Below are 18,847 nucleotides of genomic sequence, written 5' to 3'. Positions count from 1 at the left end.
CTAATCTCTTCGACTTCCCATTAAAAGAGAAGCAAAGTATATCAACTGTGCTAAAGATCCGAGTGCTGCCACCAAATAAGTTCGTGCCGCCCAAGTAAGACTGTCTTTTACTCCTACAAATTCTTCAGCAGTTACTGTTCCTGTATCTTTCAGCCACTTCATCGCTCGATTACTCGCATCATATTCTACTGGAAGTGTAATAAAAGCAAATAAAGTAGTAAGAGCAAACATAATTACTCCAATCAATAGGATTAATTTATTACCACTCATTGCCATAACAACAATCCCGCCCATCAATACAAACTGCATTAAATTTGAACTGATACTTACAACAGGAACCAGTTTTGATCTCAATTGCAACATTGAATATCCTACGGCATGTTGAACAGCGTGACCACATTCGTGAGCTGCAACAGCTGCTGCAGCTGCATTTCTCTGCATATAAACTCCTTCTGAAAGATTCACTGTTTTATTCGCCGGATTATAGTGATCCGTCAATTGTCCAGGAACCGAAATTACCTGAACATCATGAATATTGTTATCTCTCAGCATCTTTTCGGCAACTTCTTTACCCGACATTCCGTTTCTGAGATGTACGTTTGAATAATATTCGAATTTAGATTTTAATCTTGAGGAAACAAACCAGCTTATCAGCATCGCAAGTCCTATGATAAGATAATAACCTGTCATTTTATTTAAATTTAGTATATAATAATTCTATAATTGATGTAAAAATTGTGCCAAAGTTTTAGGTTTTATTAATTATATTTGTGGTTCAATTTACCTGAAAACTATGTCGAAAGTTTCCATTCTTGAAGTAAAAACTCCCGAAGATTTAAAGCAATTTGTAAAATTCCCAATGAATTTATACAAAAACAACCCATATTATGTGCCCTCATTTATAAAAGATGAAATTAATGTATGGAATCTTCAGGAAAATCCTGCCTTGCAGTACGCTGAAGCAAAACAGTTTTTGGCATGGAAAGACAATAAAGTAGTAGGTAGAATTGCAGTAATCATCAATCATAAAGAAGAAAAAGAACTCGGCATAAAGAAAGTTCGTTTCGGATGGCTTGATTTTATTGATGATACAGAAGTTTCTAAAGCGCTGATTGATACCGCTGTAAATTACGCTAAAGAACATCAAATAGACAATATTGAAGGCCCCATGGGTTTTACCAATCTCGACAAAGCCGGAATGCTGACTTTCGGATTTGAAAAAATAGCAACAATGATTGGTATTTACAATTATGAGTATTACCCAAAACACATAGAAAATCTTGGTCTTGTAAAGGAAAAAGAATGGGTAGAATTTGAAATGAATTTCCCTAAAGTACTTCCTCCAAAAGTAGAAAAATTCAGCTCATTGATTGCTGAAAAGTATAACTTAAGAGTTTTAGATTTCAAAAACAAAGAAGAGATTTTACCTTATGTAAAACCTATGTTTAAGTTGCTTGACGAAACTTACAAACATCTTTCTACTTACACTCCTATTTCTGAAGAGCAAATCAAAACATACAAAGAAAAATTCTTCCCAATGATTGCTAAAAACTACGTCATCTGCGTAGTTGATGAGCATGATGAGCTGGTTTCTTTTGCCGTTACGATGCCTTCTTATTCTAAAGCTTTACAAAAATCAAAAGGAAAACTTTTCCCTTTCGGATGGTGGCATTTCTTACAGGCTCAAAAGAAAAACGACCGCGCTAATTTTTATCTGATTGGAATTCATCCCGAATATCAAAGACGTGGCGTAACCGCTATTATTTTTAAAGAAATTTTTGTACGATTCAACAATATGGGAATCGATTTTGCAGAAACCAACCCCGAACTGGAAGAAAATAAAAGTGTACAGGTTCTTTGGCAGGATTATAATCCTGTAAATCATAAAAGAAGAAGAACATATTCTTTAAAATTTTAATATGAAGCCACACCTTATTATTTTCGCTATTCTTATTGCAGGTTTTGCTGTATACAATATCTTCTTCGCTCTACCTGACGATAGAATGAATACCCTTGTAAATATTGTTTATGCAAGTGTACTTTTTGGCTATATTTCATTTATGGCGTTTACAGTGCTCAAAAAACTGAGGAAATAACACTATTTTTAATAATTCTAAATTACCTCTTTTCCCTATTTTAATCAGACTTTTAAGTTGATTAATTTCATGCTTTATTGTTTATTGCCTAAATTTGCAACTTGAGATAATAATGTAAAAATGAATTTACCTGAAAGTTATATTCCGATCCTTATACAAGCCGGTGTTGCAATAGGTTTTGTAGCCATTTCTTTGCTTGGAGCTCATTTCTTGGGACCAAAGCAGAAAAAAGGAAATTCTGTAAAAAACCAAAGCTGGGAATGCGGTGTACCTGTTGAAGGAAACGCAAGAACACCATTTTCAATCAAGTATTTCTTAACTGCAATATTGTTTGTATTATTCGATATCGAAATCGTATTTTTTTATCCGTACGCTGTAAACTTCAGAGAATTTGGTCTTGAAGGATTCTTTGCAGTGCTTACATTCGTTGCTATATTCTTCCTTGCATTTTTCTATGTTTGGAAACGTGGCGCGCTAGACTGGGATAAATAAATTCAATTATAATTTTAAATAAGAAATTTAGATTAATACAATTAAATTAAAGTTAACATTAACAGCAATTTAGAATCTAAATTAAAATCTTAAAATCAACAAAATGTCAGATCAAAAACCAATTATAAGAACAGATGCACCAGCTCCGGAAGGATTTGAAGGAGAAGGGTTTTTCGCAACGAAACTGAGCAGTGTCATCGGGATGGCTAGAAAATTTTCACTTTGGCCTTTGCCTTTTGCTACTTCTTGTTGCGGTATCGAGTTCATGGCTACCCTTAACCCAACGTATGATGCATCCAGATTTGGTATGGAAAGAAACTCTTTCTCACCAAGACAAGCAGATATGTTGATGGTTTGTGGAACTATTTCAAAAAAATTAGGTCCTGTTTTAAAAGAAGTATATACCCAAATGGCAGAACCGAAATGGGTAGTTGCTGTTGGAGCTTGCGCTTCAAGTGGAGGTATTTTTGATACGTACTCCGTTTTACAGGGAATTGATAAAATTATTCCGGTAGACGTTTATGTTCCGGGGTGTCCTCCAAGACCAGAGCAGATTATTGAAGGTGTAATGCAGGTTCAGGCTTTAGCAGAAAGCGAAAGCATCAGAAGAAGAGATATGCCGGAATACCAAGCATTGCTTGATTCTTATAATATTAGCAATTAATTGATACGGAAATGACGAACGAATTTGTATTAGAAGCGATAACGAGAGAGTTTCCGGAATCTGTAATTTCAAGTTCAGAACCTTATGGTATGCTGACCGTTGAGATTAAAAAAGAGGACATCAAAAAAGTAATTCATTATCTTAAAGATTCATCATTGGAGATTAATTTCCTTACTGATGTTTGTGGAATCCATTACCCTGAATTTCCAGATAAAGAAATTGGCGTTATCTATCATTTACAAAATATGATGACGAATTTCAGAATCCGTATAAAAGCGTTCATGTCGAGAGAAAATATTGAAGTAGATTCTTTGACAGAACTTTATGCTGGAGCCAACTGGATGGAAAGAGAAACTTTTGATTTCTACGGTATTAAATTCAAAGGACATCCTGATTTAAGGCCAATCCTGAACATGGAAGATCTTGGTTATCACCCAATGCTGAAAGAATACCGTTTGGAAGATGGTACAAGAACAGATAAGAACGACACCATGTTTGGTAGATAGTATAGCTTATGGCGAATGGCATTTAGCCAATAGCCAGAAGCAAATAGCTAAAAGCAATTATTATGAAAGACAACTCATTATCTAATATACTTAACCAGCACAACAGTAACGAACAAATCGACGGGCAATTATACACCCTGAATTTGGGACCTACTCACCCTGCAACGCACGGAATCTTCCAAAACGTTCTTACAATGGACGGTGAAAGAATTCTTCACGCAGAGCAAACCGTTGGTTATATCCACAGAGCTTTTGAAAAAATTTCTGAAAGAAGAAATTACGCTCAAATTACTACACTTACTGACCGTATGAACTATTGTTCTGCTCCTATCAACAATATAGGATGGCACATGACAGTAGAAAAACTGATTGGCGTAAAAGTTCCTAAACGTGTAGATTATATGCGTGTAATCTTAATGGAATTGGCAAGAATCGGTGACCACTTAATCTGTAACGGAGTAACAGGAATGGATGCAGGAGCAATTACAGGTCTTACTTATATGTTCATCGAAAGAGAGCGTATTTATGATATGTACGAACAGATTTGTGGAGCAAGAATGACAACCAATATGGGAAGAATTGGAGGTTTTGAAAGAGATTTCACTCCAAAATTCCATGAGTTGTTGAAAGATTTCCTTAAAACATTCCCGGCAAGATTCCAGGAATTCTGTAATCTATTGGAGAGAAACAGAATATTTATGGACAGAACCATTGGTGCGGGAACAATTTCAGCAGAAAGAGCTTTAAGCTATGGTTTCACTGGTCCTAATTTACGTGCAACAGGTGTTGATTATGATGTAAGAGTTGCAGAGCCTTATTCTTCTTATGAAGATTTCGATTTCATCATTCCGGTAGGAACTTCAGGTGATACGTATGACCGTTTCATGGTTCGTCAACAGGAAATTTGGGAATCTCTTAAAATTATCAACCAAGCTTATGATAATTTGCCGGAAGGACCTTTCCATGCAGATGTTCCAGAATTTTATCTTCCTGAAAAAGCTGATGTTTACAAGAAAATGGAAGCATTGATTTACCATTTCAAAATTGTAATGGGAGAAACAGATGTTCCTAAAGGAGAAGTTTATCATGCGGTAGAAGGCGGAAACGGAGAATTAGGATTCTATTTAGTGAGTGATGGTGGAAGAAGCCCTTATAGACTTCACTTCAGAAGACCATGTTTTATCTACTACCAAGCATATCCTGAAATGATTACAGGTTCTGTAATTTCAGACGCCATCGTTACGATGTGTAGTATGAATGTAATTGCGGGAGAATTAGACGCATAAAAGAAATTATAGATTTTGGATTATAAATTTTAAATTAATCTAAACTCTTTAAATATAAATTAATATCAAAATTGATAAGATTTTTAGAACTAAGGTTTTCATCTAAAATCTAAAATCTAAAATCTAAAATCTTTAAATATGAGCGAAACAATAGCTTTTAAACCAGAAAGTTTACAGCAGGTCCATAAGATTATGGCAAGATACCCTGAGGGAAGACAAAAATCTGCTCTTCTTCCTGTGTTGCACATTGCACAGAAAGAATTCGGAGGTTGGTTAGACGTTCCTGTGATGGATTATGTTGCTGAATTATTGAGTATTAAACCAATTGAAGTATATGAAGTGGCAACTTTTTATACCATGTTTAATATGAAACCGGTGGGTAAATATGTTTTGGAAGTATGCAGAACCGGACCTTGCATGGTTTGTGGAAGCGAAAAAATATTAGACCACATCAGAACAAAACTGAACATTAAAGACGGTGAAACTACTGCTGACGGAATGTTCACATTGAAACCAGCTGAATGTCTGGGTGCTTGTGGATACGCTCCAATGTTACAGTTAGGAAAGTTTTACCACGAAAATTTAACCATAGAAAAGGTAGACGAAATCCTTGATCTTTGCAGAGAAGGACAAGTTGATTTGGGCTAATAGAAATTTTAATTTCTAAATTTTAGATTTTAAATTATTCACTTAACGTTTAATACTAATTAATGCAAAAAGCCAAAAGCTAATTGCAATAAGCAAATAAAAATGAGTAAAAAACTTTTACTTAAAGACGCACATGTAGAAGGAATACGCTACTTCGAAACTTACCGAAAACAAGGAGGTTACGGAGCAGCAGAAAAAGCCTTTAAAATGACACCCGAAGAAATCCTTGAAGAAGTAAAAGTTTCAGGTCTTCGTGGTCGTGGTGGTGCAGGTTTCCCAACGGGAATGAAGTGGAGCTTTCTGGCAAAACCGGAAGGCGTACCAAGACACTTGGTAGTGAATGCAGACGAATCTGAACCGGGAACTTTCAAAGACAGATATCTGATGGAATTTCTTCCTCATCTTTTGATCGAGGGAATGTTGATTTCATCTTTCGTTTTAGGTTCAAATGTTTCTTATATCTACATCCGTGGAGAATATTCTTGGATTCCTGATATTTTGGAAGAAGCGATTGAAGAGGCTAAAGCTGCAGGATTTTTAGGTAAAAACATCTTAGGATCAGGTTTCGATTGTGAAATTTATGTTCAAAGAGGTGGTGGAGCTTATATCTGTGGTGAAGAAACTGCTTTACTTGAATCTCTTGAAGGAAAAAGAGGAAACCCAAGATTAAAACCACCTTTTCCTGCTGTAAAAGGACTTTGGGAAAGACCAACGGTTGTAAATAACGTTGAATCTATCGCAGCAATTGTTCCAATTATCGATATTACCGGTGCTGAATATGCAAAAATTGGTGTTGGTCGTTCAACTGGGACAAAATTAATTTCTGCTTGTGGAAATATCAATAAACCAGGAGTTTATGAAATCGATATGACCATCACGGTTGAAGAATTTATTTATTCTGATGAATATTGTGGTGGAATTCCAAATGGTAAAAAGCTGAAAGCTTGTATTCCTGGAGGAAGTTCAGTTCCTATTGTGCCGGCAAACTTGTTGTTGAAAACGGTAAATGGTGAACCAAGATATATGAACTATGAATCTCTTGCTGACGGTGGTTTTGCTACCGGAACAATGATGGGTTCAGGAGGATTTATCGTTTTGGATGAAGACCAGTGTGTCGTAGAACATACCATGACTTTGGCAAGATTTTATAATCACGAAAGTTGTGGACAATGTACTCCTTGTCGTGAAGGAACGGGATGGATGTACAAGATTTTGAAAAAAATTGAGAAAGGAGAAGGAAAAATGGAAGACATCGATTTGCTTTGGGATATCCAGAGAAAAATTGAAGGAAATACTATTTGTCCACTTGGTGATGCAGCAGCTTGGCCTGTTGCAGCGGCTATTCGTCACTTCAGAGATGAATTCGAATGGCATATTAAAAACCCTGAATTGTGTTTAACACAAAATTATGGTTTGGCCAATTATGCAGATCCTATTCCAGCTGCAGCAAGTAATTAATAAAGATTGAAATTTTGAAGAAGTTTATTGCTGCAGGATTATTGATCTCAAATTTTGTTTTCGGACAAAATACTAAGATAGATACTTTAGAAGAAAGACATAATGAACCACTTCTAACATCTTACGAAAAACCAGAACCTCTAACTAAAAAAGGTCAGATGTTTGTTTTTTGGGGTTGGAACAGAGCAGGATTTAGTAATTCTGATATCAGATTTAAAGGAAACGGTTACGATTTTACATTAAATAATGTTGTAGCACATGACAGACCTTCAGATTTGAGTTGGGCATATGTAGACCCGGGACAGATTTCTACTCCACAGTTTAATTTTAGACTAGGATATTTTATAAAAGATAATTTGGCTTTGGTGATTGCTCAAGATCATATGAAATATGTGATGGATCAGGAACAGACTGTTGATTTTAATGGAAATATTTCAGATCCGAAATATGCTGCAATGGTTAAGAACGGGCAAGTTGATCTAACAGATCAGGAATTCCTGACTTTTGAACATACGGATGGACTTAATTATGTAAACGCAGGTCTTGAGAAATATAAAAGCTTATTAAATAAAAAGAATTTTGATATTTCATGGGCTTATGGAGGAGGAATCGGAGTTTTGTTTCCGAAATCTAATGTAAAATTATTCGGAAACGAAAGAAGTGACAGGTTTCACGTAGCAGGATTTGGGTTGGATGCAAGAACCAACATCAATTTTGTTTTTTGGAATCATATTATGGCAAGAGTTGAAGGAAAATTTGGTTATATCAATATGCCGGATATTAAAACAACTCTTAATAATAAGCCTGATAAAGCCAGTCAGGATTTTGTATTCTACCAGATTAATTTCGGGATCGGATATACATTTAATACAAGAAAATATAAATAAAGCATTTGCTTAAAATATAATTATGAGCGAAGAGGTTAAAAAATTCAAAATAACGATAGACGGACAAACTGCTGAAGTTTTGCCCGGGACTTCTATTTTGGAAGCTGCAAGACAAATCGGTGGAAAATCTGTTCCTCCAGCAATGTGTTACTACAGCAAATTGGAAACCAGCGGTGGAAGATGTAGAACATGTTTGGTAGAAGTTTCTAAAGGTTCAGAAGCAGATCCGCGTCCTATGCCAAAGTTGGTAGCAAGTTGCAGAACCAATGTGATGGACGGAATGGAAGTGAAAAACCTTTCTTCTGAAAAAGCTCAGGAAGGTAGAAAAGCGGTTACCGAATTCTTGTTGGTGAATCACCCATTAGATTGCCCGGTTTGTGATCAGGCAGGTGAATGTCATCTTCAGGATCTGGGTTACGAGCACGGAAATCTTGAAACCAGAACAGAATTTGAAAGAAATACGTACGAAGCAGACGACTTAGGTCCACATATCAAATTGAATATGAACCGTTGTATCTTGTGTGCAAGATGCGTTTTGGCGGCTAATCAATTGACAGGTGAACGTGAGCACGGAATTCTTTTCAGAGGAGATCATGCTGAAATTTCTACGTATTTAAATAAAGCTTTAGATAATGACTTTATCGGGAACGTAATCGACGTTTGCCCGGTTGGAGCATTAACAGACAGAACAGCTCGTTTTACAAGCAGAGTTTGGTTTACAAAGCCAATGAATGCTACTTGTAAGTGTGATAAATGTTCAGGAAAAGCTACGGTTTACATGAAAGGTGACGAGATCGTAAGAGTTACTGCAAGAAAAGATCAATGGGGAGAAGTTGAAGAATTTATTTGTGACACTTGTCGTTTCGAAAGAAAAAATCTTAGCGATTGGAACATTGAAGGACCAAGACATATCGACAGACATTCGGTTATTTCATTAAACCATTACGAGAAGCCTAAAGACGAATTGAGAGTTTTAGACAATCCGATGGCTAAAGAAATCAGCGAAAAAGACGAAAAATAATAACAAATTATAAATTTTAGATTGTAAATTTTAAATGAATTTATAATCTAAAATCTAAAATCTAAAATTTAGAATGGATTTAATTACATTTAAATTAATACTTGTACTTGCACTTTTCCTGCTTTCATTAACGATTGCAGCCTACTCTACTTGGGCAGAAAGAAAAGTTGCAGCCATTATGCAGGACAGAATCGGGCCCAACAGATCAGGACCTTTCGGTTTGCTGCAGCCTCTTGCGGATGGTGGTAAATTTTTCTTTAAAGAAGACTTTACTCCTGCCAATGCAGAAAAGTTTCTTTTCGTATTGGGACCTGCATTGGTGATGTTTATTTCATTAATTACCGGAGCGGTTATTCCTTGGGGTAAAACATTGAACATCGGAGATGTTTCTTATGATCTTCAGGTTGCTAACATCGATGTTGGTGTACTTTTCATCATCGGAATGGCTTCTATCGGAGTTTACGGAATTATGATCGGAGGCTGGGCTTCCAACAACAAGTATTCATTATTAGGTGCTATCCGTGCTTCTTCGCAGATGATTTCTTACGAATTGGCAATGGGTCTTGCATTACTTTCTATCATTATGATGTCAGGAAGTTTAGATTTAAAAGTAATTACTGAAAATCAAACGGAAGGAAAACTTTGGGGAATTATCCCTATCGGTTCTGGGATGAACTGGAATATTTTCTACCAACCATTGGCGTTCTTAATTTTCTTTGTTGCAGCTTTGGCAGAAACCAACCGTCACCCTTTCGATTTACCTGAATGTGAATCTGAATTGGTAACAGGATATACAACTGAATATTCTTCAATGAAGTTAGGTTTATACATGTTTGGTGAATATGTGAATATGTTTATTTCTAATGCTTTCATGGTCGTGCTTTTCTTCGGAGGCTACAACTATCCGGGAATTGACTGGGTTACTGAAAACTGGGGAGAAAATGTAGCAGGTATTTTGAGTATCGTAGCATTTTTATCTAAAACAATAATCGGAATTTTGATCTTTATGTGGATCAGATGGACGCTTCCAAGATTCAGATACGATCAATTAATGCACTTAGGATGGAAAACATTAATTCCATTGGCATTGGTCAACTTAATGATTACAGGAGCTGTGATTTTAGCTTTTGGAAATTAAGAAAGAATATGAAAATTTGATAATGAGATAATTTAAAAATTAACATTATCATTTTAAAATAAAATAGTAAATAATTAAGATAACAGACAAGATTAGTCTAAAATCTAATGTCTAACATCTAATATCTATAATTAAATGAAACTTACAAACAGATCAAAAGTTGTTTCAAATAAAGAGATGACCTTTTCTGAGAAGATCTACTTACCGGCGATTTTCAAAGGAATGGGGATTACTTTTAAGCATGCTGTGAGAACCGTTGTAAAACGTGCTCCCAATGTTTATTCTTATCCGGAAGTACAAAAGCCAAGAGCTGATATCTGGAGAGGCCAACATGTTTTGAAAAGAGATGAAGAAGGCAGAGAAAGATGTACAGCTTGTGGATTGTGTGCTGTGGCATGCCCTGCAGAAGCAATCACAATGACTGCTGCTGAAAGAACCAGAGAAGAAAAAGATCTTTACAGAGAAGAAAAATATGCATCGGTATATGAAATCAATATGCTAAGATGTATTTTCTGCGGTATGTGTGAAGAAGCTTGTCCGAAATCTGCAATTTATCTTACAGACAGATTGGTTGATGTTGAGACCAACAGAGGATCTTTCATTTACGGTAAAGATAAATTAGTTGAAAAAATAAATGAAAGGATTGATATCACAGAAAGACAATCCGAGAAACAAAAAAATGCGGTAAAATAATGGATCAGTTTTTATTTTTCTTGGTGGCGTTTTTAGCAGTGGCAAGTGCAGTGTACTTTGTATTTGCAAAAAATCCTTTATATGCTATTTTGTCATTAATTGTTACAATGTTTTCGATCGCCGGAATGTATATTCTTCTGAATGCACAGTTCCTTGCCATCATCCAGATCATCGTTTACGCTGGTGCTATCATGGTACTTTTCCTTTATATCTTAATGATGCTTAACCTTAATAAGCAAGACGAAAGTAAGAAGAACAATACTTTAAAGTTTGTTGGAGTTTTTACTGCATGTCTTCTTTTGATTGGTGTTTTAGGAGTTTTCAGAGGAGTACAAGATAATCATGTAGTGGTTGAAAACGTAGATAAAGGGGTAGGTCTTACAAAGAACCTGGGAAGACTTTTATTCAATGAATATGTTTTACCGTTTGAGCTTGCTTCAGTCCTGATTTTAGCAGGTATTGTAGGTGCGGTACTAATCGGTAAAAAAGATTTATAAAATTATGGGAGAAGTAAATACATTTATGCAAAGCATCCCTCTGGAATATTTCATTACTCTTTGTTCAGTATTATTCTGTCTTGGAGTTATGGGAGTATTGCTCAGAAAAAATGCGATTGTAATTTTAGGTTGTGTAGAGCTTATGCTTAATTCTGTAAACCTTTTATTGGCTGCGTTTGCGGCATACAACGGGAACAGTGACGGACAGCTTTTGGTTTTCTTTATCATGGTAGTTGCAGCAGCCGAAGTAGCGGTTGGTTTGGCAATTATTGCGATGTTATATAGAAACACCCGTTCTGTAGATGTAGGTATATTTAATAAATTAAAAGGATAAGAATGGAGAATTTAATATATGCAATAATACTTTTACCACTTATAGGCTTTCTTATCAACGGGCTTTTCGGGAAAAATCTTCCAAAGATTGTAGTCGGAAGTTTGGCAACAGTTGCAGTTTTTGCACCTTTTTGTATAGCAGTAAGCTTATTTTTAAATTTTGACTCTGAAAGTCCTGCCGTAGTTGTAAAGGCTTTCGAATGGTTTAGAGTAAACGGAATTCAGATTAATTTCGGTTTCCAAATTGATCAGCTTTCATTAATGATGGTGATGATCATCACAGGGATCGGATCTTTAATTCACTTATATTCTATCGGATATATGAGTCACGATAAAGGTTTTTATAAGTTTTTTACTTATTTAAATCTTTTCATCTTCTCAATGTTACTCTTGGTAATGGGAAGCAACTATATGATCTTATTCATCGGTTGGGAAGGTGTAGGTCTTTGTTCTTATTTATTGATCGGATTCTGGTACACCAACGAAGAATATGGTAAAGCAGCAAGAAAGGCTTTCATCATGAACAGAATCGGTGACCTTGGTTTATTGATCGGTATTTTCATGATTGCGTCTCAGACCAACTCTGTAGATTATATTTCAGTAGCACAAAATGCTTCTAAATTTGAATTAGACGGAACAATTATCATCTTTATCACAGCCAGTTTATTTATTGGTGCTGTTGGTAAATCTGCTCAGGTTCCTTTATATACCTGGTTACCCGATGCGATGGCAGGTCCAACTCCTGTTTCAGCATTAATTCACGCAGCAACAATGGTTACTGCAGGTATTTACTTGGTGGTAAGATCAAACTTCTTATTCACTTTAGCTCCAACCGTTCAGGATGGAATTTTATTAATCGGATTCTTAACTGCTGCTTTGGCTGGTTTCTACGCATTGCGTCAGAACGACATCAAAAAAGTATTGGCATATTCTACAGTTTCACAGCTTGGTTTTATGTTCATCGCTTTAGGTTTAGGAGCTTATTCCACAGCAATGTTCCACGTAATGACACACGCTTTCTTCAAAGCATTGTTATTCTTGGGAGCAGGTTCTGTAATTCACGCAATGAGCAACGAGCAGGATATGCGTTTTATGGGAGGTTTAAAAAAATACATTCCAATTACACACATTACATTCCTTATCGGAACATTGGCGATTTCAGGTTTCCCTTTACTTTCAGGGATGATTTCTAAAGACGAAATTTTGGTTGCAGCATTTGCTAAAAACCCTATTTACTGGGTAATGTTATTCATTTTAGCAGCAACAACCGCAGCATATATGTTCAGATTATACTATTTAACTTTCCACGGAGAGTTCAGAGGTACGGAAGAGCAGAAACACCATTTACATGAAAGCCCGATGAACATGACGTTACCGTTAATCGTTCTAGCAATTCTTTCAGTAATCGGAGGTTTTATTAATTTACCACACTTTATCGGTCACGGTCATTATGCTAAATTAATGGAATGGCTGAAGCCGGTATTGACCCCGGAAAGCTTTAAGCAAATGGAAATGACTCTTTCAGGAGTTGATTTCAATACAGAAATGATTCTTTTGGGAGCAACTGTCTTAATGTTCTTTACTGTTTGGTTCATTGTGAAAAACATGTATGTGAATAAGAAGAAAATGGCTCTTGCCGAGGAAGAATATACAGGCTGGGAAAAACTTTCTGCTAAAAAGTTATATGTTGATGAGCTTTACAATGCATTAATTGTAAAAACTTTCGAAGGACTTGGACGTGGCGGAAAAATGTTTGACAAAGGCGTTTTAGACCGTTTTGTAGACTACATAGGTGAAGGTGCTGAAGACAGCGGAAAATCTATGAAGCGTATTCAAAACGGAAATGTTGAGAACTATGTTCTTATCATGACTTTGGCTGTGGGAATTATACTGATTGTTAACTTTATATTACAATAATGTCTTATTTACTATTAACATTATTACTTTTACCTCTTGTAGGTTCGGGATTAATCTTTGCATGGAAGAATGCTTCCAGCAAATATTTGGCGCTGGGAATTGCTTTGATTCAAATGCTGCTTACATTTTATATACTTTCGGATTTCAATTTTGAACCGACGGTTGACAGTGTTTTGCAATACGAGATCAATTATCCTTGGTCACAGTTTATAAAAAGTAACCTTCACTTCGGAATCGATGGGATGAGTTTGCTTCTTTTATTGCTGACCAATATTCTTTCGCCTCTAATTATTTTATCATCTTTTAACGAAAACGTAAGCTACAAAAACTCGTTTTACGGACTTATTTTGCTGATGCAGTTTGGTCTTGTAGGAGTATTTACAGCTTTAGACGGTTTGTTATTCTATATTTTCTGGGAAGTAACCCTGATTCCAATCTGGTTTATCGCAGCTCTTTGGGGACAGGAAAACAAAAGAATGGAGTTCACTACAAAATTCTTTGTGTATACATTCGTAGGATCTTTGTTTATGTTGGCTGGTTTAATCTATGTTTACACGCATTCAGCATCTTTCGCTCTTACAGATTTGTATAATGCAGATTTGGGTGAAACGCAGCAGATTGTTGTATTCTGGTTTATTTTCTTTGCTTTTGCAGTGAAACTTCCGGTTTTCCCTTTCCACACTTGGCAACCCGATACTTATACCTACTCTCCTACTCAGGGATCAATGCTTTTATCAGGTATTATGCTGAAAATGGCGATCTACGGAGTAATCAGATATTTATTACCCATTACACCGACTGCAATTTTTGGAATTTCAGGACAGATTGTGATCATCCTGGCAATTATCGGAATTGTTCACGGTGCTTTAATTGCGATTATCCAGACTGATATGAAGAGAATCATAGCATATTCATCTTTTTCACACGTTGGATTGATGGTTGCAGGTATTTTTTCTTCGGCAGTTCTTACTTTAAGAGGAACTTTAACAATTGAAGGAGCTGAAGGAGCTTTAGTTCAAACTTTCGCTCACGGTATCAACGTTGTAGGTTTGTTCTATTGTGCAGATATTTTATATAAAAGATTCAAAACAAGAGACATCAGACAGATGGGAGGTTTGGCAAAAGTAGCGCCTAAGTTTGCAGTATTATTCTTACTGATCATTTTAGGATCAATGGGAGTTCCGTTGACGAATGGTTTTATTGGGGAGTTTATCCTTATTAAATCTATCTTTGATTTTAATGTATTGGCTTCAATCATTGCTGGTTTAACGATCATTCTTTGTGCGGTTTATCTGTTAAGATTTTACGGTAAAGCAATGTTTGGTGAAGGTAATGCTGCGGTTTTGAGTACAGCAAAAGATTTATCGGCAGTAGAATTTTCAGTATTGGCAAGTATTGCAGTATTTGTGATCTTGTTAGGAATTTTCCCTCAACCGATTATCGATATGGTGGGAAGTTCATTAGAGTTTGTGTATACATCGATGATCAATTAGGATTATAAGATTTAAAAATATAAAGATTTAAAAATTGAGAAATTAGAAATTGAGAAATTAGAAGTACAATTTGAGCCATCTCAAATCTAGTGTCTATGATCTCGCATCTATTATCTCGCATCTCAAATATAAATTATGAGTGTTTTAATTATAGTTTTCCTGACAGCAGTTGCTGCATTATTCTCGGGAGTTTTTGAAAAAGGAAAATTCGCAAGATACATTGGTATTTTTGGGTTGATCGTTGCATTATATGTAAGCTTTTTACCTGAAGCTTCTTTCTTCGAAAAGTACAGATTAATGTATGAGTACGGACAGAATACAGCTTTGTTTACAAAAATTTCTATTGTAACGACTTTGCTTTTATTCTTCCTGGGAGGTTTTGCATTCAGCAATCACAGAAACCATCAGTCAGAATTGTATGCATTGATGCTTTTTGCATTGTGTGGAGGTTTTGTATTGTTCGGATACCAAAATTTGGTGACTTTGTTCTTAGGAGTTGAAATCTTGTCTATTCCGTTGTACGTAATGGCGGGAGCGAACAAAACTGATCTTAGATCAAACGAAGCTTCATTAAAATATTTCCTGATGGGAGCATTTGCAACAGGTTTCTTATTGTTAGGAATTGCATTTATCTACGGAAGCACAGGAACATTTGATTTATACAGAATTCACGATTTCAGCACGGTAAATCCTACCAACGGAATGTTTATTCTTGGTGTTGTGTTAATGCTTTGTGCAATGGCGTTCAAAGTAGCTTTAGCACCTTTCCACATGTGGAGTCCGGATGTTTATCAAGGTTCTCCTTCATTGATCACAGCTTTCATGGCAAGTGTAGTAAAAATCTCAGGATTTTATGCATTATTCAGATTAATGACGATTGGGTTCTCTGGTGTTACTCACGAGTGGATCAATATTTTAGGCGTATTCTTAATTATTACTTTACTATTGGCAAATGCGATGGGTCTTGCTCAGACCAATGCTAAAAGAATGTTGGCATACTCTTCAGTTTCGCATGCAGGATATATCGGTTTGGTATTCTTCGGAATGAATGCTCTTTCAACGTATACATTGGCGTTTTATTTATTCGCTTATTCATTGTCTACAGTTGGAGTATTTATGTGCTTAATCTGGGTTGAAAAACTAAAAAGAGAGACTTCTTACGGCGCATTTAAAGGTTTGGCTAAATCTGAACCATTATTGGCAACCGTTGCAACGATCTCTTTATTGTCAATGGCTGGAATTCCTTTAACGGCAGGTTTCATGGGTAAATTTTCATTATTTGCACAAGCTTTAAGCAAAGACAACAATGCATTCTTAGTAATTATAGCAGTTTTAGGTTCTGCAATCTCAATTGCTTATTATTTAAGATTAATTATCGCAATGTTCTTCTTTAAAGAAACAACTTTTAAAACTTCAGAAAGAGTAACGGTAACTTACAATATTGTCGCAGTATTTATTATTGCATCGATCATTGCACTGGGTGTCTTCCCGGATTTATTTGCAAAACAATTTGGATTGTAATCTGAATCAAACATATTTAAAATTTAAACCTTTCAATTTTTTGAAAGGTTTTTTTGTGTTAAAAAATAAAACAATCATCATTTGTCGTAGAATTACTACAAAATATTCAATTAAATCTTATTAACTTTAAATAGATGAAAAACACAAACACAAGCACAAATGATAACGAATTTTATAAAACACAAAGTTCGTCCGGATGACAGCCTGAGCTCCATTGCCGCCCGAATATATATTTCTGAAAATGATTTAAAAACATTCCACAATCAAAACTGTGGAAAAATGAATAAGCTATTTGTAAACAATCTGAAAGGGATTGAGTTTATTTTAATTCCAACCCATTTAGTTTCCGAAGAAAAGCAAAAACTTCAACAACAAAAATTACTTCCACCACCGGATTATTTTCTGAAATTCCATTTTGATAAATATTCTGTTGAAGAATATTTTGAGCAATCTGAAAATAAAAATTTAGAGTTCAATTATAAGATAGATCTCAACATTCAAGAAGAGAAAGAAAATTTCCTGGCGAAAATTCATGTCAAAAATTTAACAAAAAATAATGTAACACCAGATGACAAAGTTTCTTCTCTTGCGTTGGAATGTATGAAAAGCCTCTATCCCATTTCATATAAAATTTCATTAAACGGCAAAATAGAATCTTTCAGTAAGCATCAACGTTTAATCGAAAAATTTAAGGCAAAGCGAAATGATATTGAAGATTTTTATGTTGGAGAAATTTCTAAAAAATATCTCAATACGTTTGAAGAAAGTATCTCAGACGAAACTTATTTTTTCAGGCAGATGCAATCTAATTTATTGTATCAGGTTTTATTTCCAAACCTGGAATGGTTCCACAAAAAATCTACTTGGAAAGAAAAATTTTATATTCAGATCAATTCATTTCCGTTAGAATTCAGTTTTCAAACAGAACAATTATTTGAAGATTCTGAACTTGTTGAAACTAAAATGACAGGAACTCTTTCAGAAAGCTGTAGCCTTAGAGAACTTCTCAAGGGAATTAGGATTGAAGATGAAGACATTCAAAAAAATATCAATGCTGAAATTATAATTCAATACTTCACTTATAAAACGACAAAACAATTACATGAAATAAAATCTTCAGTAAATATTTGGCATCAAAATCAATTATTTCAAAAACATCAATTACAAATAACACAAAATTAAGATGAAAACCTACCAATCACAACCCAATGATTCTTTTGCAGGAATTGCCAAAAAGTTTAAAATAAAAGATGAAAATTTTCTGAAAACATTTCATAATCTGAATTGTCCGAAAAGCGAAACAATAAAGGACGAAATTCCCACAGGAACCACACTTTTGATACCCGAAGATCCGCAGTTTCTTAATGATGAAAACCAAAACATTGATGAAGAAATAAATACAATGAATAATGAAAGTGGATCTGAACCGGATCCCGGTGAAGACACGATGGATAAAAAGTCTGAACAAAATGCATCAACAGTTGAAGACAGTAAAAAAGAAGAAAAGAAAGAGCAAAACAGTGAAAGCAACGCTTCGGAACACGACGGAAAATATTTCGTGATTCCTAAAGGGAAAGCCATTTGTGACAAAGGAACTCAATTTCCCGGTTTTAAAGTAACAAGTCATCAAAAACACTATTGGAATGATGAAAACGGAGAACCCGATTATCTTGCCGTCACTGAAGACGACGTAATGTTTAACCCAGCCGCAACGCCTTTCGGAAGCTGCTCGGTAAAAAATGGAAATCCATGTGCATTTGCACCTTCAGGAAAATGGACAAAAACCTACGACAAGGTAAAGGTAATGGACAAATGCTGTGTAACTGAACTCTCGGAACTCATGTGTTCAACAGGCGGAAAAATCACAGTTTTAAAGCACGGGCAACAATCTGAATTAGGAAAAAGTAACGTCAACAATGCCGACCCAAAAGAGCAACATGTGTATAATCCTGTTGTGGATTTTGAGGAATTTAAGGAGGAAATAAACGGAGATGATCCTTTTGAAGTTGAATAATAAATAGTAAGCTATGAAAATTATAAAAGGAAGCGCAAATCCTAAAGCAGAAGAAAAAAACTTTTACCAGCTATCAGATTTTATATATTGAAGTCATCTTGACTTAAAGAAACATTTATTTGTTATTTGAAATAAAAAAAGGGATTCGGAAATTAGTGTCGCTAAACTAAAAAAAATCCTATC

General features: G+C 35.2%; 20 protein-coding genes. 19 read left to right on the top strand and 1 reads right to left on the bottom strand.

Annotated features, from left to right (window positions below; all coding sequences use genetic code 11):
* Complete coding sequence (locus B5X64_RS17150; RefSeq protein WP_079466407.1) at window positions 1-690, bottom strand: zinc metallopeptidase; 690 nt, start codon at window positions 688-690, stop codon at window positions 1-3.
* Between the two features lie 103 nt (window positions 691-793).
* Between B5X64_RS17150 and B5X64_RS17145 the strand changes: the two genes are divergently transcribed.
* From B5X64_RS17145 to B5X64_RS17060, 19 genes are all read left to right on the top strand, one after another.
* Window positions 794-1,918 carry a GTP cyclohydrolase gene (locus B5X64_RS17145; RefSeq protein WP_079466406.1) on the top strand — a complete coding sequence of 375 codons (1,125 nt, stop codon included), beginning with the start codon at window positions 794-796 and terminating at the stop codon, window positions 1,916-1,918.
* Window position 1,919: 1 nt separating this feature from the next.
* Window positions 1,920-2,096 (top strand): hypothetical protein, encoded by a 177-nt coding sequence (locus tag B5X64_RS22860; protein WP_164463452.1) that lies wholly within the window; start codon window positions 1,920-1,922, stop codon window positions 2,094-2,096.
* Window positions 2,097-2,216: 120 nt separating this feature from the next.
* Entirely contained in the window at window positions 2,217-2,588 is a 372-nt protein-coding gene (locus B5X64_RS17140) for an NADH-quinone oxidoreductase subunit A (RefSeq protein WP_076557798.1), read from the top strand.
* A gap of 103 nt (window positions 2,589-2,691) precedes the next feature.
* On the top strand, window positions 2,692-3,252 hold the full coding sequence (locus tag B5X64_RS17135) for an NADH-quinone oxidoreductase subunit B (protein WP_074231131.1): 561 nt from the start codon (window positions 2,692-2,694) through the stop codon (window positions 3,250-3,252).
* A gap of 11 nt (window positions 3,253-3,263) precedes the next feature.
* Window positions 3,264-3,758, top strand: a complete 495-nt coding sequence (locus tag B5X64_RS17130; protein WP_079466405.1) for an NADH-quinone oxidoreductase subunit C — start codon at window positions 3,264-3,266, stop codon at window positions 3,756-3,758.
* 62 nt (window positions 3,759-3,820) lie between these two features.
* Window positions 3,821-5,044, top strand: a complete 1,224-nt coding sequence (locus B5X64_RS17125; protein WP_079466404.1) for an NADH-quinone oxidoreductase subunit D — start codon at window positions 3,821-3,823, stop codon at window positions 5,042-5,044.
* A gap of 138 nt (window positions 5,045-5,182) precedes the next feature.
* The gene (locus tag B5X64_RS17120; RefSeq protein ID WP_047447219.1) at window positions 5,183-5,692 is read left to right on the top strand and encodes an NADH-quinone oxidoreductase subunit NuoE family protein; all 510 of its coding nucleotides are present in this window, start codon (window positions 5,183-5,185) and stop codon (window positions 5,690-5,692) included.
* A 102-nt stretch (window positions 5,693-5,794) separates the two neighbouring features.
* Window positions 5,795-7,150 carry an NADH-quinone oxidoreductase subunit NuoF gene (gene nuoF / locus B5X64_RS17115; RefSeq protein WP_079466403.1) on the top strand — a complete coding sequence of 452 codons (1,356 nt, stop codon included), beginning with the start codon at window positions 5,795-5,797 and terminating at the stop codon, window positions 7,148-7,150.
* Between the two features lie 158 nt (window positions 7,151-7,308).
* Window positions 7,309-8,037, top strand: a complete 729-nt coding sequence (locus B5X64_RS17110) for a hypothetical protein (protein ID WP_228418976.1) — start codon at window positions 7,309-7,311, stop codon at window positions 8,035-8,037.
* A 22-nt stretch (window positions 8,038-8,059) separates the two neighbouring features.
* On the top strand, window positions 8,060-9,058 hold the full coding sequence (locus B5X64_RS17105) for an NADH-quinone oxidoreductase subunit G (RefSeq protein WP_079466401.1): 999 nt from the start codon (window positions 8,060-8,062) through the stop codon (window positions 9,056-9,058).
* Window positions 9,059-9,131: 73 nt separating this feature from the next.
* A complete protein-coding gene (gene nuoH / locus B5X64_RS17100; RefSeq protein ID WP_079466400.1) occupies window positions 9,132-10,196 on the top strand; it encodes an NADH-quinone oxidoreductase subunit NuoH in 1,065 nt (354 codons plus the stop codon).
* A 135-nt stretch (window positions 10,197-10,331) separates the two neighbouring features.
* Window positions 10,332-10,889 carry a NuoI/complex I 23 kDa subunit family protein gene (locus B5X64_RS17095; RefSeq protein WP_066680251.1) on the top strand — a complete coding sequence of 186 codons (558 nt, stop codon included), beginning with the start codon at window positions 10,332-10,334 and terminating at the stop codon, window positions 10,887-10,889.
* The gene (locus tag B5X64_RS17090) at window positions 10,889-11,386 is read left to right on the top strand and encodes an NADH-quinone oxidoreductase subunit J family protein (RefSeq protein ID WP_066680248.1); all 498 of its coding nucleotides are present in this window, start codon (window positions 10,889-10,891) and stop codon (window positions 11,384-11,386) included. Before B5X64_RS17095 ends, B5X64_RS17090 begins: the two co-directional genes overlap by 1 nt.
* A 4-nt stretch (window positions 11,387-11,390) precedes the next feature.
* On the top strand, window positions 11,391-11,720 hold the full coding sequence (gene nuoK, locus B5X64_RS17085) for an NADH-quinone oxidoreductase subunit NuoK (protein WP_066680246.1): 330 nt from the start codon (window positions 11,391-11,393) through the stop codon (window positions 11,718-11,720).
* 2 nt (window positions 11,721-11,722) lie between these two features.
* On the top strand, window positions 11,723-13,636 hold the full coding sequence (gene nuoL, locus B5X64_RS17080; RefSeq protein ID WP_079466399.1) for an NADH-quinone oxidoreductase subunit L: 1,914 nt from the start codon (window positions 11,723-11,725) through the stop codon (window positions 13,634-13,636).
* Complete coding sequence (locus B5X64_RS17075) at window positions 13,636-15,129, top strand: complex I subunit 4 family protein (RefSeq protein WP_079466398.1); 1,494 nt, start codon at window positions 13,636-13,638, stop codon at window positions 15,127-15,129. The genes nuoL and B5X64_RS17075 overlap by 1 nt, the downstream gene beginning before the upstream one ends.
* Before the next feature lie 135 nt (window positions 15,130-15,264).
* Entirely contained in the window at window positions 15,265-16,650 is a 1,386-nt protein-coding gene (locus B5X64_RS17070; RefSeq protein ID WP_079466397.1) for an NADH-quinone oxidoreductase subunit N, read from the top strand.
* A gap of 159 nt (window positions 16,651-16,809) precedes the next feature.
* Window positions 16,810-17,832, top strand: a complete 1,023-nt coding sequence (locus B5X64_RS17065) for a LysM peptidoglycan-binding domain-containing protein (protein WP_079466396.1) — start codon at window positions 16,810-16,812, stop codon at window positions 17,830-17,832.
* Between the two features lies 1 nt (window position 17,833).
* On the top strand, window positions 17,834-18,664 hold the full coding sequence (locus tag B5X64_RS17060; RefSeq protein ID WP_079466395.1) for a DUF4280 domain-containing protein: 831 nt from the start codon (window positions 17,834-17,836) through the stop codon (window positions 18,662-18,664).
* Window positions 18,665-18,847 lie beyond the last annotated feature (183 nt).

The organism is Chryseobacterium balustinum (genome assembly GCF_900168205.1).
Taxonomy (GTDB): Bacteria; Bacteroidota; Bacteroidia; order Flavobacteriales; family Weeksellaceae; genus Chryseobacterium; species Chryseobacterium balustinum.
The sequence above is the reverse complement of the archived record's forward strand: the minus strand, read 5'-3'. Positions and strand labels throughout refer to the sequence as shown.